Here is a 17,059-nt window from a genome sequence, read left to right as displayed (position 1 = left end):
GCCGACCTGCGTGCACTCGACGTAGTGCCGGCGGGCAACGTCAGGTCGGGCCGAAGCGCTCGTTCAGTGCGCTCATCACCGCCGGGTGGACGAATTTGGATACATCCCCCTTGAGTGAAGCGATTTCCCGCACCAGCGTCGAGGAAATGTAGGAATACTTTTCCGACGGCGTAAGGAACAGGCTTTCCACATCGGGCGCCAACTGGCGGTTCATGTTGGCCAGCTGGAACTCGTACTCGAAGTCCGACACCGCGCGCAGGCCGCGTAGCAGGATATTGGCCTGCTGCTCCTTGACGAAGTGCGCCAGCAGTGTGGAAAAGCCCATGACCTTCACGTTCGGCAGGTGCTTGGTGACTTCGCGAGCCAGCGCCACACGTTGCTCAAGCGGGAACAGCGGGTTCTTCTTGGGGTTGGCCGCCACGGCGATGATGACCTCGTCGAACAGGCGCGAAGCGCGTTCCACCAGATCGGCGTGGCCCATGGTGATGGGATCGAAGGTTCCCGGATACAACACTCGATTCATCGCGGCGTCCTGACGCATGCGTGGGGGTGTGGATGGTAGCGGCTCGGTAACGACAGCGTAAAGCCTGAATACCATGCAGCGATCTGTCGTGAATGGGAGTCAATCTCAGGACTTCTTCAGGCGATCGTCCAATTCCGCTGCCAATTTCGCACACAACGCATAGATCGAGAGTTGGGGGTTGGCGCCGATACTGGTGGGAAACAGCGAGCCGTCGTGTATCGACAGGTTATCCAGCTGATGGTGCCGCCCCTGGCTGTCTGTGACCGCCTGGCTTGGGTCGTCGCCCATGGCGCACCCGCCCATCACGTGGGCGCTGCCGAGCCGGGTGCGGTACGGCGCGAGGTTCAGGCCCTCGATCAGCTCGCGAGCGGCGCGGAACGCGCGCACGTAACGGGCATCGGCGTGCAATGGCAACACCGCGCGGGCGCCAGCGGCGAACTGGATTTCCGCCATGCTGAGAAAGGCGCGGCGGATGCCGTTCCAGGCGTAGTCGGTCATGCGGTAATCCAGCACCGGGCTGCCATCGCTGCGCAGTTCGACGGTGCCTTCGGCGCTGTCCGGATGAAAGCCATCGCGTTGCAGGGCGATCATCGCGTGGGTATGTGGCAGTTGGGCCATGCGCTGCGCACTATCGGCGCCGAAGCCGCCGAGCAGCGTCGCGGCCAGGGCCGGATGAATGGGCGGCACTTCGAGCTTGTAGCCTGCCGGCCCGACAACCCCGTCTCGCCACTGGAAGTGATCGGAATAGACCGATTGCGGTGCGCCTTGAAAGGCATCGATACGCTCGCCGAACTGCGCCGCGGAGAAGTTCGTCAGGTGCAGGAAGGTACGTTTGCCGACCCGCCGGTGCGGGTCCGGGGCGTTCGAGCGTAGTAGCAGCGCCGGCGTGTTGATGCCGCCGCCGGCGAGGATGTAATGCCTGGCGACGACGCGGATTCGGCGGCCGTTCGGCTCCACACAGCGTTCGTCCATGCCCAGGCATTCCAGACCGACGACCTGCTCGCCCTGAATCTGCAGGCGCTCGGCACGGGCGAGGTAGAGCAGCTCGCCGCCTTTTTCCAACATCGCGGGGATGCTGGTGACAAGCATCGACTGCTTGGCGTTGGTCGGGCAGCCCATGCCGCAGTAGCCCAGGTTCCAGCAGCCGCGGACGTTGCGTGGAATCACAGCCCAGTGCTGGCCGAGGCTTTCGCAGCCGCGTTGCAGTACCGCGTTGTTGGCATTCGGCGGCACGGCCCAGGGTGCGATGCCGAGGCGCTGCTCCATACGTTCGAACCAAGGTTGCAGCGACTCGACCGAAAGCCCGCTGACGTCGTGTTCGCTGGCCCAGTGTTGCAGCGTCTGCGGCGGTGTGCGAAAGCTCGACGTCCAGTTCACCAGCGTGGTGCCGCCGACTGCGCGACCTTGCAGGATGGTGATGGCGCCGTCCTTGCTGGTGTGGCCGATGGCTTCCTGGTAGAGCGAGCGGTAGGCACTGGCTTCTTGCATGTCGAAGTCACTGCTGGTGCGCAGCGGTCCTTCTTCTATCAGCAGTACCTTGAAGCCCGCTGCACTCAGGATTTCCGCACTGGTGGCACCGCCCGCACCGCTGCCGACGATAGCGATATCGGCTTCCAGTACCAGGTCGTGCTGCAGTCGCGAGCCATCGTGGGTAGTCCAGCCATGGGTGAGGCCTTCGGTGAAAAGATCGGGGACGGGCACATGGACCTCCTTCAGTCAGACCGTCGGCGGTCCGGGATAACCGCAGTGCGCCCAGGCGACGGGGCTGGCGTACCAGGCCATGAAGGTCATCTGCAGCAGCGAGGCGTGTCCCTGCCGGAGCAGGGCAAGCGAGCTGTTCTGCCAGCGCAGCAGGAACGCGCGCAACTGGTCATCGGAGGCTGCATCCCAATGGGACCATATCCCCGTCAACGGGCCGCGAGTCAGCGGCAGGCTAAGCACATCGAACAGCTGGCGTACCTGGCCCAACAGCGCGGGTGAAAGGTGATGCAGACCCCGATCCAGGCTGACCAGGGTGGTCTGCACGGCCTGGGGCATGGCGTCGGGCGCCGCCGAGCCTTCCAGCAGCAATGGAGTCAGGCGGCGCAGCATCGGCAGATCACTATCACGCAGTACGAAAAAGCCGCTCGCCGGGCCGTCTGCCGAGGCGCAGAGGGTCCGGCTGAGCAGGCCGCCGCCGGCCAGGACGGCGCCACCGAGCAGTCCGACCTTGAGCAGGCCGCGACGATTCAGGGAAAGGTCGTGCATTGCTTTCAGCTTCGCATCAGCGGATGAACAGCGCGTAGATCAGCTTCTGCCACCACTTGCCATAGGGCGGATAGATCAGCCGGGCCGCATTGAAGCGCTGCTTGATGAACACGCCCTTGGCCTTGCTGAAAGTCAGGAAGCCTTCGTGACCGTGATAGTGCCCCATGCCGGAGGGACCGATGCCGCCGAAGGGGAGATCGTCCTGGGCGACGTGCAGCAGGGTGTCGTTCAGGCACACGCCGCCGGAGTGGGTCGTCTGCAGTACGTGCTGCTGCTCGTTGCGGTCGTAGCCGAAGTAGTACAGCGCCAGCGGCCGGGGGCGTGTGTTGATGTAAGCCAGCGCTTCGTCCAGATCGCCGTAGGGCACGATCGGCAGCAGAGGGCCGAAGATTTCCTCCTGCATCACGTGCATGTTGTCACTCGTGTTCAGCAGCAGACAGTGCGGCATACGCCGTTGCTGCGTCTCGGTGAACAGCGGCACGACTCGCGCGCCTTTTGCCCCGGCATCGTCCAGATAGTCCTGCAGGCGTGCCAGCTGGCGGGCGTTGATGATCGCTGTGTAGTCGGGATTGTCGGTAAGGGTCGGGTACAGGCGCTGCACCGCCTCCCGGTAGGCGGCGACGAAGCCCTCGACACGCTCGCGCGGCACCAGCACATAGTCCGGTGCGACGCAGGTCTGCCCGGCATTCATGCACTTGCCGAATGCGATGCGCTCGGCTGCATCGGCCAGCGGGACGCTCGCCGAGACGATCGCCGGCGATTTGCCGCCGAGTTCGAGCGTCACCGGTGTCAGGTTCTCCGCGGCCGCGCGCATTACTTCGCGGCCGATTAGCGTCGATCCGGTAAATAGCAGGTGATCGAACGGCAGCCGGGCGAAGGCCTGCCCGACCTCCACATCGCCCAGTACCACCGCAACCTGATTCTCGGGGAAGATCTGCGTCAGCAGGGCCTTGAGTAGCTGGCCGGTGGCCGGTGTTGACTCGCTCATCTTCAGCATCACGCGGTTGCCAGCGGCCAGCGCGCCGATCAGTGGGCCAATGGCCAGGTACAACGGGTAGTTCCACGGCACGATGATGCCAACCACACCCAGCGGCTGGTAGATCACCCTAGCGCTGGCCGGCTGGAAGGCCAGGCCAACACGCCGGCGTGAGGGTTTCATCCAGCGCCGCAGATGACGGCAGGCGTAACGGATGCCATGCAGGCTGGGCATGATTTCCGCCAGCAGCGTTTCGTCGGCCGATCGCTGGCCGAAATCCGCAGCGATCGCTTCTATCAGTGCCGGCTGGTTGCTGACCAGCACATCGCGCAGGGCATCCAGCCAACGTACGCGGTCTTCCTCCGAGGGCATCGGCGCGGCGGCAAAGGCCGAACGCTGGCCTGCGAACAAGACCTCCAGGTCGGCAGGTGCGTGCAGGGTGTCAGCTGACATGTGAACTCCGATGGCGATGTGCTGGAAGATTTCTAGAGTAATTGCTCTAAAGTGTCAACGAGACGTGCTTGCCAGCCTGCCGGCGTGTACCGTTGCCCTCCGCTTCGCCGCCGAGACCAGCCACCCATGGCACCCCGAGCAAAGACCCGTGACCGCATCATCGACGCCAGCCTGGCGCTGTTCAACGGCCAGGGCGAGCGCAATGTCACGACCAACCATATCGCCGCGCACCTCGGTATTTCGCCAGGCAACCTCTACTACCACTTCCCCAACAAACAGGCGATCGTGGCGGAGTTGTTCGTCGGCTACGAGTCGCGGGTCGATCAGTTTTTGCGCCTGCCGCTGGAGCGACCGATGCAGGTTCAGGACAAGGCGATCTATCTGGAAGCGTTACTCGGCGCGATGTGGGATTACCGTTTTCTGCATCGCGATCTGGAAGGCCTGCTGGATGCCAACCTGGAGCTTTCGCAGCGCTATCAGGCCTTTGCCACTCGCTGCCTGCAGCATGCCCAGGCTATCTACCGGGGCTTCGTCGCGGCCGGCATTCTGGTGATGGACGAGGATCAGACGGAGGCTTTGGCGCTCAACGCCTGGATTGTGCTCACGTCCTGGGTGCGTTTCCTCGGTACGGTCGGCGCCGGTGCGGGACAGCTGGATCAGCTTCACCTGCGTCGCGGCATCTATCAGGTGCTGGCGCTGGAGAGCGGCTTTGTCGGACCCGCGGCGCGACGCGAGGTGGAGGCATTGCAGCGGCAGTACGCCGTTGCGCTGGAGAAGCTGTTGCAAGCGCCGAGAGACTGAAGCAGCACTGCCGGCGTCAGCGCGTTTCCGTCAGCCACTTCGGAATACGACGCTCCAGGTAGTAGCGCGGGCATCGTGGTGTGCCTTCGATAAAGCCGACATGGCCGCCGTGGGCATGCAGTTCAAGTGTGGTGCTTGGGGACAGTTCGGTGGTTTCGGGCACGCTGTGGCGGAACACGAAGGGATCGTCGGCAGCCTGGATCAGCAGTGTGGGAATCTCGATCATGGGCAGGAAGTAGCGGCTGGAGGCCCGTCGGTAGTAATCCTGAGCATCACGATAGCCGTGCAGCGGCGCGGTGAAGCGGCCGTCGAAATCCCAGAAGGTGCGCATGCCCTGCAACGGGCCGAGGCGCTGCAGGGCGCCAAGGTGCTCCATCAGGCCTTCATGCTGGAAGCGCTGCTGCTTGTCCTTCACGTACGCGACCATCGCCTTCATGAAGTGCGCCTGGTAGATCCGTGAAAAACCGAGGCCGATGCGATCGGCGCACTGGTCCAGGCGAAACGGCACGGAAATCGCCACTGCTTTGCGCAACGGGCAGCCCGTGGCGGTTTCACCCAGATACTTGAGCAGTACGTTGCCACCCAGTGAGTAGCCCACCGCATACAGCGGCGCCAGGGGGCGGCAGGTCTGCAGGTGGGCGATGACCTCGGCCAGATCATCGCTGGCGCCGGAGTGATAGGCGCGCGGCAGCAAGTTCGGCTCGCCCGAGCAGCCGCGCCAGTTGATCGCCACGCTGGCCCAGCCTTGGGCGGCGAGCTGCTGCTGCAGGCCAAGCACGTAAAGGGAGTTCGACGAGCCGGTGAGTCCGTGCAGCACCAGCACCAAGGGGGCTCCGGCTTCATGGGGGCCGTGCCAGTCCAGGTCGATGAAGTCGCCGTCGCTCAGCCAGAGCCGTTCGCGCTGGCGCTCGAGGCGCGGTGCCTTGCGGAAAAATGGGTTCCACAGGGTTTGCAGGTGCGGGCCGGGTAGCCACCAGGCGGATTGAAAGGGTTCGGACACGGTCGCTGGATTCCTCTGTTCGGTCCGACGCTAGAGTTTCGGCGCCAGGGAGAAAAGCATGATGCAGGCGTTGAATGATGTCCGCCGCTCGGCGACTTATGCCTTTGGAGATATGGTCAGCGCAGCACAGGCAGTGGAGAGTGGACGTCGATATACCCATCCGGAATCCAGCTCATGACTCTTACCCCTTTCGATCAACTGCTGGCCGCTGCTCGCCAGGAGCGCGAACCTCAGCGACTGCTGTTCGTCTTCGTCAGCGCCGAGCTGCCCGATGATGCCACCGAGGCGGAGCGCCAGCGCTTCGAGGAAAACGCCGGCGGCTCGCTCAAGCCGGTGCTCTGCGTGGACAAGCTACCCGAGGAGCTGCGCGATTTCGCAGCGCTGCGTGAGGAGTCCGAGCGTACCGGCGTAGCCTGGGATCTGCTGTTCGCCGCGGCGTTGCCCGGGCAGGCCGGCATCACGCCGAACTCCGACGAGGCCGAGCAGCCCCTGAAAATGATGGTCGGCGCCATCGAGACCGGCAACGTCGGCCGCTTTCTGGCCTTCGATTGCAATGGCCAGACCGTCGATTTCTACTGAGGCCTGCTGGCGTCAGCTCGGCGAGGAGCTGATGGGCGCCTGGCGCTCCCACAGTGCGTAATGCACCTTGCTAGCCTGCTTCTCCCGATGCAGCCGCCAGTTCCCCGGCAGGCCGAGACTGGAAGGCAGCGCTTCGCTTTCGGTGTAGATCCAGGCGTGCTCGGCCAGCCAGCCCTTGCTCTCCAGCAACTCGCAGGCCGGCAGCAGCAGGTTCTTGTTGAACGGCGGGTCGAGGAATACCAGGTCGAAGGCGGTCGGCGACTGAGTCTCCAGGTAGCGCAGGGCATCGCTTTGCAGCAACTGACCGTGACCGCAGTTGAGCGTATCCAGATGCTTGCGCAGGCTGGCGATGGCGTTGGCATTCACGTCCAGCGCCAGGGCCATGCTGGCGCCGCGTGACAGCGCCTCGAGATAGATCGCACCGCTGCCGGTAAACGGGTCGAGCACCCGCGCACCGGAGAGATAGGGCGCCAGCCAGTTGAACAGCGTTTCGCGAACCCGGTCCGGCGTCGGCCGCAGACCCTCGGCATCGGGGAAGCTGAAGCGGCGCGAGCGCCATTCGCCGCCGATGATTCGCAACTGGCCCTGGCCGCCATGGGCGTTAGGGCGAATGGGTGGGTTGGCCATCAGTGCTCCGGAACGCCGCTGGGCTGTTCGATTGGTTTGTCGGTGGGCGGCGGCAGCGGTTTTTGCTCGACGCTAGGACCGGCGGTGACGATGACAAAGCTATCGCTGTGCAGATGCTTGTTCATCGCTGTCTTGACCTGGTCGACCGTCAGCGCCTGCACTTCGCCCATGAAGTCTTCCAGATAGGTCAGTGGCAGGCCGTAGAAACCGATGCTGCCAAGCTGACCGACGATATCGGCGTTGCTCGCAGTCGACAGCGGGAAGCTTCCGGCGATCTCGCGCTTGCTACGTTCCAGCTCGGCCTCGGTGGGGCCTTCGGCGAGATAGTCGCTGACCAGCTGTTGCACCAGTTCGAGTGAACCGTCGGTGAGCTCGGCGCGAGTCTGCATGCTGATCATGAACGGGCCTTCTGCGCGCATCGGGCTGAAACCAGAGTAGATGCCGTATGTCAGGCCGCGCTTCTCGCGCACCTCTTCCATCAGTCGCGTGCCAAAGCCGCCACCGCCGAGGATCTGGTTGCCCAGATAAAGCGCTGCGTAATCTTTGTCGCCGCGGGGGATGCCAAGCTGTGCCAGCATCAGGTGACTCTGATTGGAGGGGAAATCGATATGGTGCTTGCCGGCAGTGGGCGCCTTGGGCGCCGGCGTAGCCGGGAGCGCAGGGCCTTCCGGTAAGGCGGCAGAAACTTCGCCTGCGAGCGCCTCTGCCTCCTCGCGGGACAGGTCGCCGACCAGTGCGATCACCGCGTTGCCTGCCGCATAGGCGCGGGCATGGAATTCGCGCAATTGCTCGACGCTAATCGTTGGAACCGACTCGGGCGTGCCTTCGCTCGGGTGAGCGTAAGGATGCTCACCGTAGAGTTGGGCGAACAGCTCGAGGCTGGCCAGCTTGCCGGGGTTCTGTTTCTGGAACTCGAAGCCGGCCAACAGCTGGTTCTTGATCCGTTGCAGTGAGTCGGCGGGAAAGCTTGGCTGACCGATGACCTGGTTGAACAGCTCCAGGGCCGGTTGGCGCTTGTCCAGTGCGCTCAGGCTACGCAGGCTGACCACCGCCATATCGCGGTAGGAACCATTGCCGAAGTTTGCACCGAGGCTTTCGAAACCGCGCGCGATGGCGCTGACGTCCTTGCCGTCGGTGCCTTCGTTGAGCATGGCGTTGGTCAGCAATGCGAGCCCCGGCACGTCGCCATCCTGGCTGCTGCCGGCGGAGAAGGTCAGGCGCAGGTCGAACATCGGCAGCTCACGGGCCTCGACGAACAATACCTTGGCGCCCTCGGCGGTCTGCCAGCTCTGGATGTCCAGCTTGCGGCGAGCCAGTGGCTGGTCGCCGAGTTCAGCCAGTGACTCCAGGCGAGGTTTTTCTTTGGCTTCGGTTGCTGCAGTGGGTACGGCGGGCTGGCTAGCCTCGCGGGCAACGTCCTGCTTCACCGGTTCGCCAGGTTGTGGCAGAGCGGTGGAGCCTTCATCGCAGCCCGCCAGGCCGAGGCTGGCCGCCAGCAACAAGCCGATCAGGCCATTGCGCAGGGCTTTGGATTCACTCATCACGGGCTTCCTCGGGCAAAACATGGGCGACGCTCAGGCGGGAGCGGGTGAAGTAACTGCGGGCGGCCTGCTGGATGTCTTCGGGGGTGACGGCTTCCAGCGCGCTCAGCTCCTCGTCCATCAGGCGCCAGGAAAGGCCGACGGTCTCCAGCGTGCCGATCGTAGTGGCCTGCTGGGTGATGGAGTCGCGCTCATAGACCAGGCCGGCGATGACCTGGGCACGTACGCGCTCGAGTTCGTCAGCCGAGGGCGCACTTTGCTTGAGTGCCTCCAGTTCCTTCCACAGGCCTGCTTCGACTTCCTCGAGCGTGCGATCCTTTTGCATGTTCGGTGCGGCGCTGAGTACGAACAGGCTGTCGCCGCGGGCGTAGGCGTCGTACCAGGCCGACGCGCTGGTCACAAGCTCTTCACCGCGCTCCAGTCGCTCCGGCAGGCGGGCGCTGTAGCCGCCGTCGAGCAGCGCACTGATCAAGCGCAGCGCATGCACCTGACGAGCATTGTCCTCAGTGGCCAGGCTCGGCACGTTGAATGCCATCAGCAGGGTGGGTAGTTGGGTTTTCACGTGCAGCTTCAGTCTGCGCTCGCCTGGCTCGGCCAGCTCCAGCGGCAGTTTGGCGGTCGGCACGGCGCGCTTTTCGATGGGTCCAAAGAAATGCTCCGCTAGGCTGCGCACCTCGTCCAGCGAGACATCGCCAACGACCACCAGCGTGGCGTTGTTCGGTGCATACCACTGCTCATACCAGGCGAGCAGTTCGTCGGCCTGCATACGGTCGAGATCGTTCATCCAGCCAATGGTCGGATTACGGTAGCCGCTCGCGGGATAGGCGATCGTCTTGAAGCGCTCGTAAGCCAGTGAACTGGGCTTGTCGTCGGTGCGCAGGCGGCGCTCTTCCTTGATGACTTCGATTTCCCGTGCGAACTCCTCAGGGGGGAGCTTGAGACTGGCCAGGCGATCGGCTTCGAGTTCAAAGGCCACGGCCAGGCGATCACGTGCCAGCACTTGGTAGTAGGCCGTGTAGTCGTTGCTGGTAAAGGCGTTTTCCTCGGCGCCAAGCTCACGCAGGATGCGCGAAGCCTCCCCCGCGTCGAGCTTGCGGCTGCCCTTGAACATCATGTGTTCGAGGGCATGGGAAAGGCCGGTCTGGCCGGGCGTTTCGTAGCTGGAGCCGACCTTGTACCAGAGCTGGGATACCACTACCGGGGCGCGACGATCTTCACGCACGATCACTTTCAGACCGTTATCAAGGAAGAACTCGTGGGTTGGCTGGCTGTCTGCTGCTGCCGATAAGGGCAAATAGAAAGCTCCGAGCAGCAGGGCGACGGCGCGGCGTAACATCAGGGGCATAGTTCAGGACTCGTCCAGGTTGGTGTCCGCCACGGCAGACTGGCAGGGCGGCAACACGGCAGCCATGGTACTGGCGTGCGCGGATCAGGCAAAGCCGGGATATCCGCACCTGACGTCGGCCACCGATGCAGGAAGCCGTGCTTAGCGCAGCCGCTTTGCGAGGTGCTAGGATAGAGCCCATTTGGCCGGCAGCGTGGGCTGCCGGTGTTTCGCATCCTTGAGAATACCTTCTCCATGTTTGGTTCCAACGACGACAAGAAGACGCCGGCCGAGCCCGGCGAGAAGAAAGGCCTGTTCGGCTGGCTGCGCAAGAAGCCGCAGCCCCCGGTGGCCGAGCAGCCTGCCGCCGAGCCGCAGGACGACAGCCTGCCGCTTGCGGAAGAACAGGTCGAGGCCGAGATCGAGCAGTCGGCACTCACTGCTCCCGAGGTATTGCCTGAGCGGCTCGCCGAAGCTGAAATACTGCCAGAGCCAGAGCCAGAGCCAGAGCCAGAGCCAGAGCCAGAGCCAGAGCCAGAGCCAGAGCCGGAGCCGGAAATCGTGCCGGCCCCGGTCGTCGCGGCTGCACCCGCCGAGGCGCCGAGCAAGTTAGGCTTTTTCGCCCGTCTCAAGCAGGGACTGTCCAAGACCAGTTCCAGCATCGGCGAGGGCATGGCCAGCCTGTTCCTCGGCAAGAAGGCGATCGACGACGACCTGCTCGACGAGCTGGAAACCCGCCTGCTGACAGCCGACGTCGGCGTCGAGGCGACCACCGCGATCATGCAGAACCTCACGCGCCGCGTTTCGCGCAAGGAACTGGCCGATAGCGGGGCGCTCTATACCGCGCTGCAGGAAGAACTCACCGGTCTGCTCAAGCCCGTCGAGCAGCCTATGGTGGTCGATAGTGCCAAGCGCCCTTACGTGATCTTGGTGGTCGGCGTGAACGGTGTCGGCAAAACGACCACGATCGGCAAGCTGGCCAAGAAGCTGCAGCTCGAAGGCAAGAAGGTCATGCTTGCCGCCGGAGACACCTTCCGCGCCGCGGCGGTTGAACAATTGCAGGTGTGGGGCGAGCGCAACAGCATTCCGGTCATCGCTCAGCACACCGGTGCCGACTCTGCCTCGGTGATCTTCGATGCGGTGCAGGCGGCCAAGGCGAGGGGCATCGATGTGCTGATCGCCGACACCGCTGGCCGGCTGCACACCAAGGACAACCTGATGGAGGAGCTGAAGAAGGTCCGCCGGGTAATGGGCAAGCTCGATGAGTCGGCTCCGCACGAGGTCCTGCTGGTTCTCGACGCCGGCACCGGCCAGAACGCCATCAACCAGACCAAGCAGTTCAACCAGGCGGTAGAGCTGACCGGCCTGGTGCTTACCAAGCTCGACGGAACCGCCAAGGGCGGGGTGATCTTTGCGCTGGCCAAGCAATTCGGCACACCAATCCGCTACATCGGGGTCGGCGAAAGCATCGACGACCTGCGCACCTTCGAGGCCGATGCCTTCGTCAAGGCGCTCTTCGCCCAACAGGACGGCACATGATCCGCTTCGAACAGGTCGGCAAACGCTACCCCAACGGTCACATCGGGCTGCACGAGCTTTCCTTCCAGGTCCGCCGTGGCGAGTTTCTCTTCGTCACCGGCCATTCCGGCGCCGGTAAGAGCACATTGCTGCGTTTGCTGTTGGCGATGGAACGCCCCACCAGCGGCAAGTTGCTGCTGGCCGGGCAGGACCTCTCGCGCATCACTAATGCGCAGATCCCATTCCTGCGCCGACAGATCGGCGTGGTGTTCCAGAATCACCAGCTGCTGTTCGATCGCACCGTGTTCGACAACGTCGCCCTGCCGTTGCAGATACTCGGTCTGAACAAGCGCGAAATCGGCCAGAGGGTAATGACTGCGCTTGAGCGTGTCAGCCTCAAGGACAAGGCGCTGCAGTACCCGGCGGATCTGTCCACCGGACAGCAGCAGCGTGTCGGCATCGCTCGGGCGGTGGTGCACCGGCCGGCGCTACTGCTCGCCGATGAACCCACCGGCAACCTCGACCCGCGCCTTGCCGCGGAGATCATGGGCGTTTTCGAAGACATCAACCGCCTGGGTACAACCGTATTGATCGCCAGTCACGATCTGGCGCTTATCGCGCGGATGCGTCATCGCATGCTGACCCTGCAACGTGGTCGCCTGATCGGCGATGGGGAGGCCAGCTGATGAGTGGCGAACGCAATCCTAAAACCAACCCAAGCCCGGCCGAGCGCGTTGGTGGCTCGGTGAAGAAGCCGGAGCAACCGCGCGGCGACGAGCCGGACTTCAAGACGTTGTTTCACGCCTGGCTGGAAAGCCATCGGGCGAGCCTTGTGGACAGCGTCGGTCGTCTGATCAAGCAGCCGATCGGCAGCTTCTTCACCTGTCTGGTAATGGCAGTGGCGCTGAGCTTGCCCATGGGTCTTGCCCTGCTGCTGGACAATGTCGAGCGCTTAGGCGGCTCCTGGCAGCGCGCGGCGCAAATATCGCTGTTCATGCAGCTGGATGTGGAGGCCGCTGCTGGCGAACGCTTGCGTGATGAAGTTGCAGCCATGCCAGACGTGGCGGCGGCGGACTGGGTCAGCCGCGAGCAGGCGCTGGAAGAGTTCCAGCAACTGTCCGGTCTTGGTGAAGCGCTCAAGGAGCTGCCGGAGAACCCGCTGCCTGGCGTGGTCCTGGTGACGCCCGAGGAGGTGGACAAGGACAAACTCGAAGCGCTGCGCCAGCAGCTGTCCGAGCTGCCGGGGGTGCAGATGGCGCAGCTGGACCTGCTCTGGGTGGAGCGGCTTACGGCCATTCTCAAGCTTGGTGATCGTTTCGTCTTTGGTCTGACACTGTTGTTGATTGCAACGTTGTTGCTGGTGATCGGCAACACCATTCGCTTGCACATCGAGAACCGTCGCACCGAGATCGAGGTGGTCAAGCTGGTCGGTGGAACTGATGGCTACGTCCGTCGTCCATTCCTCTACATGGGCGCGATCTATGGCCTGGGTGCCGGATTGATTGCGTGGCTGTTGCTGGCCTACGGACTGGGCTGGCTGAACGAGGCGGTAGTGAGTCTGGCCGGTCTTTATGGCAGCGATTTTGGTCTGGAAGGCGTTCCGGCTGGTGATGCGCTGTCTCTGGTGATCGGAGCAGTGCTGCTCGGCTACATTGGCGCCTGGCTGGCTGTCGCGCGGCATCTGAGCGAGCTGGCTCCAAGATAAAATCCTTTATATACAGTGACTTAGTATATGGCCTGGGGAACTTTTGCGCAGGCTTGCAGTCTCATGCGGCAATGCTAAACTGCTGCAGCTTCGTCATTGGAGGTACTGCATGACAACTACTCTGCAACCTGTTCAAGCGCTAGTCCCGGGAGCCAATCTCGAGGCTTATGTGCAGACCGTGAACAGCCTCCCGCTGCTCACCGTCGAGCAGGAGCGCGAGCTGGCCGGGCGCCTCTTCTATCATCAGGATCTCGAAGCGGCTCGGCAAATGGTGCTGGCGCACCTGCGTTTTGTCGTTCACATCGCTCGCAGCTATTCCGGCTACGGTCTGGCTCAGGCCGACCTGATCCAGGAAGGCAACGTCGGCCTGATGAAGGCGGTCAAGCGTTTCAATCCGGAGATGGGCGTACGATTGGTGTCCTTCGCCGTGCACTGGATTCGCGCCGAAATCCACGAGTTCATCCTGCGTAACTGGCGCATCGTCAAGGTCGCGACGACCAAGGCGCAGCGCAAGCTGTTCTTCAATCTGCGTAGTCAGAAAAAGCGCCTGGCCTGGCTGAACAACGATGAAGTGACGGCCGTGGCCGACAGCTTGGGCGTTGAGCCGCATGAAGTGCGCGAGATGGAAAGCCGTCTTACCGGGCACGATATGGCGTTCGATCCGGCAACTGATGCCGATGACGACAGTGCCTATCAGTCGCCGGCGCACTACCTGGAAGATCACCGTTACGACCCAGCCCGCCAGCTGGAAGATGCCGACTGGAGCGACAGCTCCACATCCAGCCTGCATACGGCACTTGAAGGGCTTGATGAGCGCAGTCGCGATATCCTTCAGCAGCGCTGGCTTAATGAGGACAAGGCGACCCTTCACGACCTGGCTGCCAAGTACAACGTGTCAGCCGAGCGCATTCGACAGCTGGAAAAGAATGCGATGAACAAGCTCAAGGGGTCGATCCAGGCTTGATTCTCATAGGCAAAAAAAAGCGGGAGGCTACGGCGCTCCCGCTTTTTTTTGCCCCGAATCGGCTGTTGCCGCACACCCATTGATGATCAGTCGGCGCGCTTTGCCTGTCGGATGTTGTCTCGCGCCTGCTCCACCGCGACCAGCAGTTGGGCATTGGTGATCGGCTTGTGCAACCAGACGATCCACGGCGGGAATTGGGCCTGATCGAACTGATGTGCAGCGGAGATGACGATGATCGGTAGATCCTGCATGTCCGCCTTGGCGCGCAGCTCGTCGATCAGTTGCATACCGCTGCCATCAGGCAGGTGCAGATCGAGCGTCATTGCCGCGTAGTGGCCGCTGGCAAGCTTTTCCCGGGCCTGGTGCAGGCTTTGTACCCGCTCCGCCCCATATCCGCCTTCACGCAGCATCATATGCAGCAGGCGCCCAGTGTCTGGCTCGTCTTCGACCACCAGGATTCGCGGCAGATCGTCGCGGCTGTCCGTGTCGCTGGCGGGCACCTGAATGGGCAGTTCGCACCAGAAGGTCGTGCCTTGATCGGGTAGACAGTCAAAGCCGACGGTACCGCCCATACGCTCGATCAGCTCCTTGGTGATGGCCAACCCAAGCCCGGTACCGGATTTCTGACGGCTGTCGGAAGCGTCGGCCTGGGCGAATTTTTCGAACACCCGGGAGCGGAAAGCCTCAGGGATGCCTGGACCCTGGTCCGTGACACTGATGCGAACCTTTGGTCCGCGTAGGCTGCTGTGCAGTCGAATCTGCCCCCCTTCAGGGGTGAACTTGACGGCATTCGACAGGAAGTTGCCGAGCACCTGCTGCAGACGAATACCGTCTACCCACACAAGCACGTCATCGGTGTGTTCCAGCGTGCAGGTTACCCCGTGCTGATCGCAAAGCGCGCGATTGCTTGCCAGTGCTTCCTCGAGCAGGTCACCCAGAGAGTGTTCGCGCAACTCGAAGGACATTTTGCCGGCGGCGATCTTCTCCATGTCCAGCAGGTCATTGATCAGGTGGCCCAGGCGCAGGCTGTTGCGGTAGGCGATTTCGAGCATCTGCAACATGGTTGGAGGTACTGCGCCGAGTGCGCCGCCGACAATCAGCCCGAGCGCTCCGCTGATGGAGGTAAGTGGCGTGCGCAACTCGTGGCTGACGGTGGAAACGAAGTCGTTCTTCATCTGTTCGACGCGCTTGTGCTCCGTCAGGTCCATCAGCGTACCGCTGATACGTTGCGCCATGCCCTGTGGGTCGCGCTGGATATAACCGCGCAACAGTACCGGCACAATGTGGCCATGTTTGTGTTGCAGCCGTAGTTCGGTGGTGAAGTGGTCGACGTTGGAAAGCATGGTTTGCGCCAATCGCGCCTTCTGCTGGGCAAGCTCTTCGGCAACGGTCACCCGTTCCCACAATTTGAGATCGCAGGCCAGTTCATTGGGGCGATAACCGAGCATGTCCCAGGCGCGGGGTGAGGCAAACATGCTGCCGGCTTCCAGATCGAGGTCCCAAAGGCCGTCGTTGCTGCCCTTGAGGGCCAGCGAAAGACGTTCCTCGCTCAGCTTCAGGTCGTGCCTGCTCTGTCGAATATGCCGGGTCATCTCTTCAGCCAGAGCCTTGGTACGGCGATGGCGGAGCGCAAGCGAGGACGTTAGAAGGAACACCAGCAGACTTAGCCCGAGTCCCAGGCCAATTACCAGCGCTTCGTTGGTGCGGAAGCGCTCATCGAACTCTGGCCTGCTGTCCATGCGTAGCGACCAGGTCTGGCCGTAGAGTTCCAGTTGCTGAAGCTGGCTGTAGCGGGCGCTACCAGGCTCTGGTACCTCGCGCGAAGCGTAGAGCAAATGCTGCGGTGCTTCGCTGGTGCTGGCATAGATGTGCAAAGCCAGTGGCAAGTCTGCAGCGCGAAGAATACCTTGCAGTAGGTCGTCGACCCGATAGGGACTGTAGACGAATCCTAGCAGCGCCTGCATGCGTTGCTCGGGCGTAGTCGCCGGAAGTTCTGGTCGGTACACCGGTACATAGAGCAATACGCCGGCCTGGACCTCGCCGTGGGTCTCCTGCAGCAGCGTAACTTTCCCGGTAATGCTGGTTTCACCTAGCCGCGCAGCGCGCAGCATCGCCCGCTGGCGGGTCGGTTCGGAATACATGTCGTAGCCAAAGGCGGCCAGATTGCGACCGGTAAATGGCTCTAGAAAGATGATCGAGGTGTAAAACTCGCGATCCCCGGCAGGGGAAATGTCGTAATTCGGGAAGCCCTGCGCGCGGATCATCGCGATATGGGCATCGCGCTCTTCATGAGGGACGGCCTGTGCGAAGCCGACGCCTTGAATGCCCGGGTAGCGATCCGGCAGCAGCAGACGGCTGACATACATGCCCCACTGCTCGCGGCTGACGTGCTCGACGGCATCGAACAGACCGGCGCCGCCAAGAAGGATCTGCTCGTGGTCACGCAGACGTTTGCGAATGGCCTCGGTGACCTTCTCGCTGAGCATACGGAATTGCTCTTCGGCCGCGCGATCTTCATTGGCACGTAGATTCTGCCAGACCACCAGCTGTACCAGCAGGGTCAGCACCAAAGCGCCCCAGGCGATACCGTTTCGCCAGGTGAAGAGCTGTTGCAAACCCATGGATTGGCTGTGGTGTTCTACTGGATCGCTCATCATCTTCGCTGTGGTGGGCGGTACGTGAACCGATTTGGTTGCCTGGTCGGTCAGAAACTGTGCTGCCCGCTGCTGGCTTTCCGGGCCAGTATGCCGCAACGAAGCGACCTCGGGCGCACTGGCGGTCGGCCTGGGCACGCTGAGCAA

15 protein-coding genes are annotated in these 17,059 nt (G+C 62.8%); 6 read left to right on the top strand and 9 right to left on the bottom strand.

Annotated elements, in window-relative coordinates; translation table 11 throughout:
* Positions 1-40 precede the first annotated feature (40 nt).
* The 4 genes from coaD to CXK91_RS15765 all read right to left on the bottom strand — a co-directional run bounded on the left by coaD (position 41) and on the right by CXK91_RS15765 (position 4,199).
* Positions 41-523 carry a pantetheine-phosphate adenylyltransferase gene (gene coaD, locus CXK91_RS15780; protein ID WP_003282785.1) on the bottom strand — a complete coding sequence of 161 codons (483 nt, stop codon included), beginning with the start codon at positions 521-523 and terminating at the stop codon, positions 41-43.
* A 105-nt stretch (positions 524-628) separates the two neighbouring features.
* Entirely contained in the window at positions 629-2,224 is a 1,596-nt protein-coding gene (locus tag CXK91_RS15775) for a GMC family oxidoreductase (RefSeq protein WP_103457058.1), read from the bottom strand.
* A 15-nt stretch (positions 2,225-2,239) separates the two neighbouring features.
* A complete protein-coding gene (locus CXK91_RS15770; RefSeq protein WP_103457057.1) occupies positions 2,240-2,770 on the bottom strand; it encodes a twin-arginine translocation pathway signal protein in 531 nt (176 codons plus the stop codon).
* A 16-nt stretch (positions 2,771-2,786) separates the two neighbouring features.
* Entirely contained in the window at positions 2,787-4,199 is a 1,413-nt protein-coding gene (locus CXK91_RS15765) for a coniferyl aldehyde dehydrogenase (protein ID WP_103457056.1), read from the bottom strand.
* Between the two features lie 126 nt (positions 4,200-4,325).
* On the opposite strand from CXK91_RS15765, the gene CXK91_RS15760 reads away from it, so the two are divergent.
* A complete protein-coding gene (locus tag CXK91_RS15760; RefSeq protein ID WP_103457055.1) occupies positions 4,326-5,000 on the top strand; it encodes a TetR/AcrR family transcriptional regulator in 675 nt (224 codons plus the stop codon).
* A 16-nt stretch (positions 5,001-5,016) separates the two neighbouring features.
* Here CXK91_RS15760 and CXK91_RS15755 read toward each other — a convergent pair whose 3' ends face one another.
* Complete coding sequence (locus CXK91_RS15755) at positions 5,017-6,000, bottom strand: hydrolase (RefSeq protein ID WP_103457054.1); 984 nt, start codon at positions 5,998-6,000, stop codon at positions 5,017-5,019.
* A 174-nt stretch (positions 6,001-6,174) separates the two neighbouring features.
* Here CXK91_RS15755 and CXK91_RS15750 point away from each other — a divergent pair, with 174 nt between their 5' ends.
* The gene (locus CXK91_RS15750) at positions 6,175-6,579 is read left to right on the top strand and encodes a hypothetical protein (RefSeq protein ID WP_003282777.1); all 405 of its coding nucleotides are present in this window, start codon (positions 6,175-6,177) and stop codon (positions 6,577-6,579) included.
* A 12-nt stretch (positions 6,580-6,591) separates the two neighbouring features.
* Here CXK91_RS15750 and rsmD read toward each other — a convergent pair whose 3' ends face one another.
* The 3 genes from rsmD to CXK91_RS15735 are packed head-to-tail and all read right to left on the bottom strand — an operon-like array spanning position 6,592 to position 10,092.
* Positions 6,592-7,206, bottom strand: coding sequence for a 16S rRNA (guanine(966)-N(2))-methyltransferase RsmD (rsmD, locus tag CXK91_RS15745; RefSeq protein ID WP_103457053.1), 615 nt, complete (start codon positions 7,204-7,206; stop codon positions 6,592-6,594).
* Positions 7,206-8,747: a M16 family metallopeptidase gene (locus CXK91_RS15740; protein ID WP_103457052.1), complete on the bottom strand. Its 1,542-nt coding sequence runs from the start codon at positions 8,745-8,747 to the stop codon at positions 7,206-7,208. The genes rsmD and CXK91_RS15740 overlap by 1 nt, the downstream gene beginning before the upstream one ends.
* The gene (locus CXK91_RS15735) at positions 8,740-10,092 is read right to left on the bottom strand and encodes a M16 family metallopeptidase (RefSeq protein ID WP_103457051.1); all 1,353 of its coding nucleotides are present in this window, start codon (positions 10,090-10,092) and stop codon (positions 8,740-8,742) included. Before CXK91_RS15735 ends, CXK91_RS15740 begins: the two co-directional genes overlap by 8 nt.
* 234 nt (positions 10,093-10,326) lie before the next feature.
* Here CXK91_RS15735 and ftsY point away from each other — a divergent pair, with 234 nt between their 5' ends.
* From ftsY to rpoH, 4 genes are all read left to right on the top strand, one after another.
* Positions 10,327-11,610, top strand: a complete 1,284-nt coding sequence (gene ftsY / locus CXK91_RS15730; RefSeq protein WP_103457050.1) for a signal recognition particle-docking protein FtsY — start codon at positions 10,327-10,329, stop codon at positions 11,608-11,610.
* Positions 11,607-12,275, top strand: a complete 669-nt coding sequence (gene ftsE / locus CXK91_RS15725) for a cell division ATP-binding protein FtsE (protein WP_003282770.1) — start codon at positions 11,607-11,609, stop codon at positions 12,273-12,275. Before ftsY ends, ftsE begins: the two co-directional genes overlap by 4 nt.
* Complete coding sequence (gene ftsX, locus CXK91_RS15720) at positions 12,275-13,294, top strand: permease-like cell division protein FtsX (protein WP_103457049.1); 1,020 nt, start codon at positions 12,275-12,277, stop codon at positions 13,292-13,294. The genes ftsE and ftsX overlap by 1 nt, the downstream gene beginning before the upstream one ends.
* Positions 13,295-13,403: 109 nt before the next feature.
* The gene (gene rpoH / locus CXK91_RS15715) at positions 13,404-14,258 is read left to right on the top strand and encodes an RNA polymerase sigma factor RpoH (RefSeq protein ID WP_103457048.1); all 855 of its coding nucleotides are present in this window, start codon (positions 13,404-13,406) and stop codon (positions 14,256-14,258) included.
* 86 nt (positions 14,259-14,344) lie between these two features.
* Here rpoH and CXK91_RS15710 read toward each other — a convergent pair whose 3' ends face one another.
* Complete coding sequence (locus CXK91_RS15710; RefSeq protein ID WP_103457180.1) at positions 14,345-16,912, bottom strand: CHASE domain-containing protein; 2,568 nt, start codon at positions 16,910-16,912, stop codon at positions 14,345-14,347.
* Positions 16,913-17,059 lie beyond the last annotated feature (147 nt).

The organism is Stutzerimonas stutzeri (genome assembly GCF_002909485.1).
Lineage (GTDB): Bacteria > Pseudomonadota > Gammaproteobacteria > Pseudomonadales > Pseudomonadaceae > Stutzerimonas > Stutzerimonas stutzeri_AH.
Note: the sequence above shows the minus strand (reverse complement) of the source record. Positions and strands in the feature narration are given on the sequence as shown.

Bases quoted from the DNA above. Each gene is read 5' to 3' on its own strand.
- CXK91_RS15750 (WP_003282777.1), top strand. From the start codon at position 6,175: ATGACTCTTACCCCTTTCGATCAACTGCTGGCCGCTGCTCGCCAGGAG.
- CXK91_RS15760 (WP_103457055.1), top strand. From the start codon at position 4,326: ATGGCACCCCGAGCAAAGACCCGTGACCGCATCATCGACGCCAGCCTG.
- ftsX (WP_103457049.1), top strand. From the start codon at position 12,275: ATGAGTGGCGAACGCAATCCTAAAACCAACCCAAGCCCGGCCGAGCGC.
- ftsY (WP_103457050.1), top strand. From the start codon at position 10,327: ATGTTTGGTTCCAACGACGACAAGAAGACGCCGGCCGAGCCCGGCGAG.
- CXK91_RS15765 (WP_103457056.1), bottom strand. From the start codon at position 4,199: ATGTCAGCTGACACCCTGCACGCACCTGCCGACCTGGAGGTCTTGTTC.
- CXK91_RS15710 (WP_103457180.1), bottom strand. From the start codon at position 16,912: ATGAGCGATCCAGTAGAACACCACAGCCAATCCATGGGTTTGCAACAG.
- rpoH (WP_103457048.1), top strand. From the start codon at position 13,404: ATGACAACTACTCTGCAACCTGTTCAAGCGCTAGTCCCGGGAGCCAAT.
- CXK91_RS15740 (WP_103457052.1), bottom strand. From the start codon at position 8,747: ATGAGTGAATCCAAAGCCCTGCGCAATGGCCTGATCGGCTTGTTGCTG.
- rsmD (WP_103457053.1), bottom strand. From the start codon at position 7,206: ATGGCCAACCCACCCATTCGCCCTAACGCCCATGGCGGCCAGGGCCAG.
- coaD (WP_003282785.1), bottom strand. From the start codon at position 523: ATGAATCGAGTGTTGTATCCGGGAACCTTCGATCCCATCACCATGGGC.
- CXK91_RS15735 (WP_103457051.1), bottom strand. From the start codon at position 10,092: ATGCCCCTGATGTTACGCCGCGCCGTCGCCCTGCTGCTCGGAGCTTTC.
- CXK91_RS15770 (WP_103457057.1), bottom strand. From the start codon at position 2,770: ATGCACGACCTTTCCCTGAATCGTCGCGGCCTGCTCAAGGTCGGACTG.
- ftsE (WP_003282770.1), top strand. From the start codon at position 11,607: ATGATCCGCTTCGAACAGGTCGGCAAACGCTACCCCAACGGTCACATC.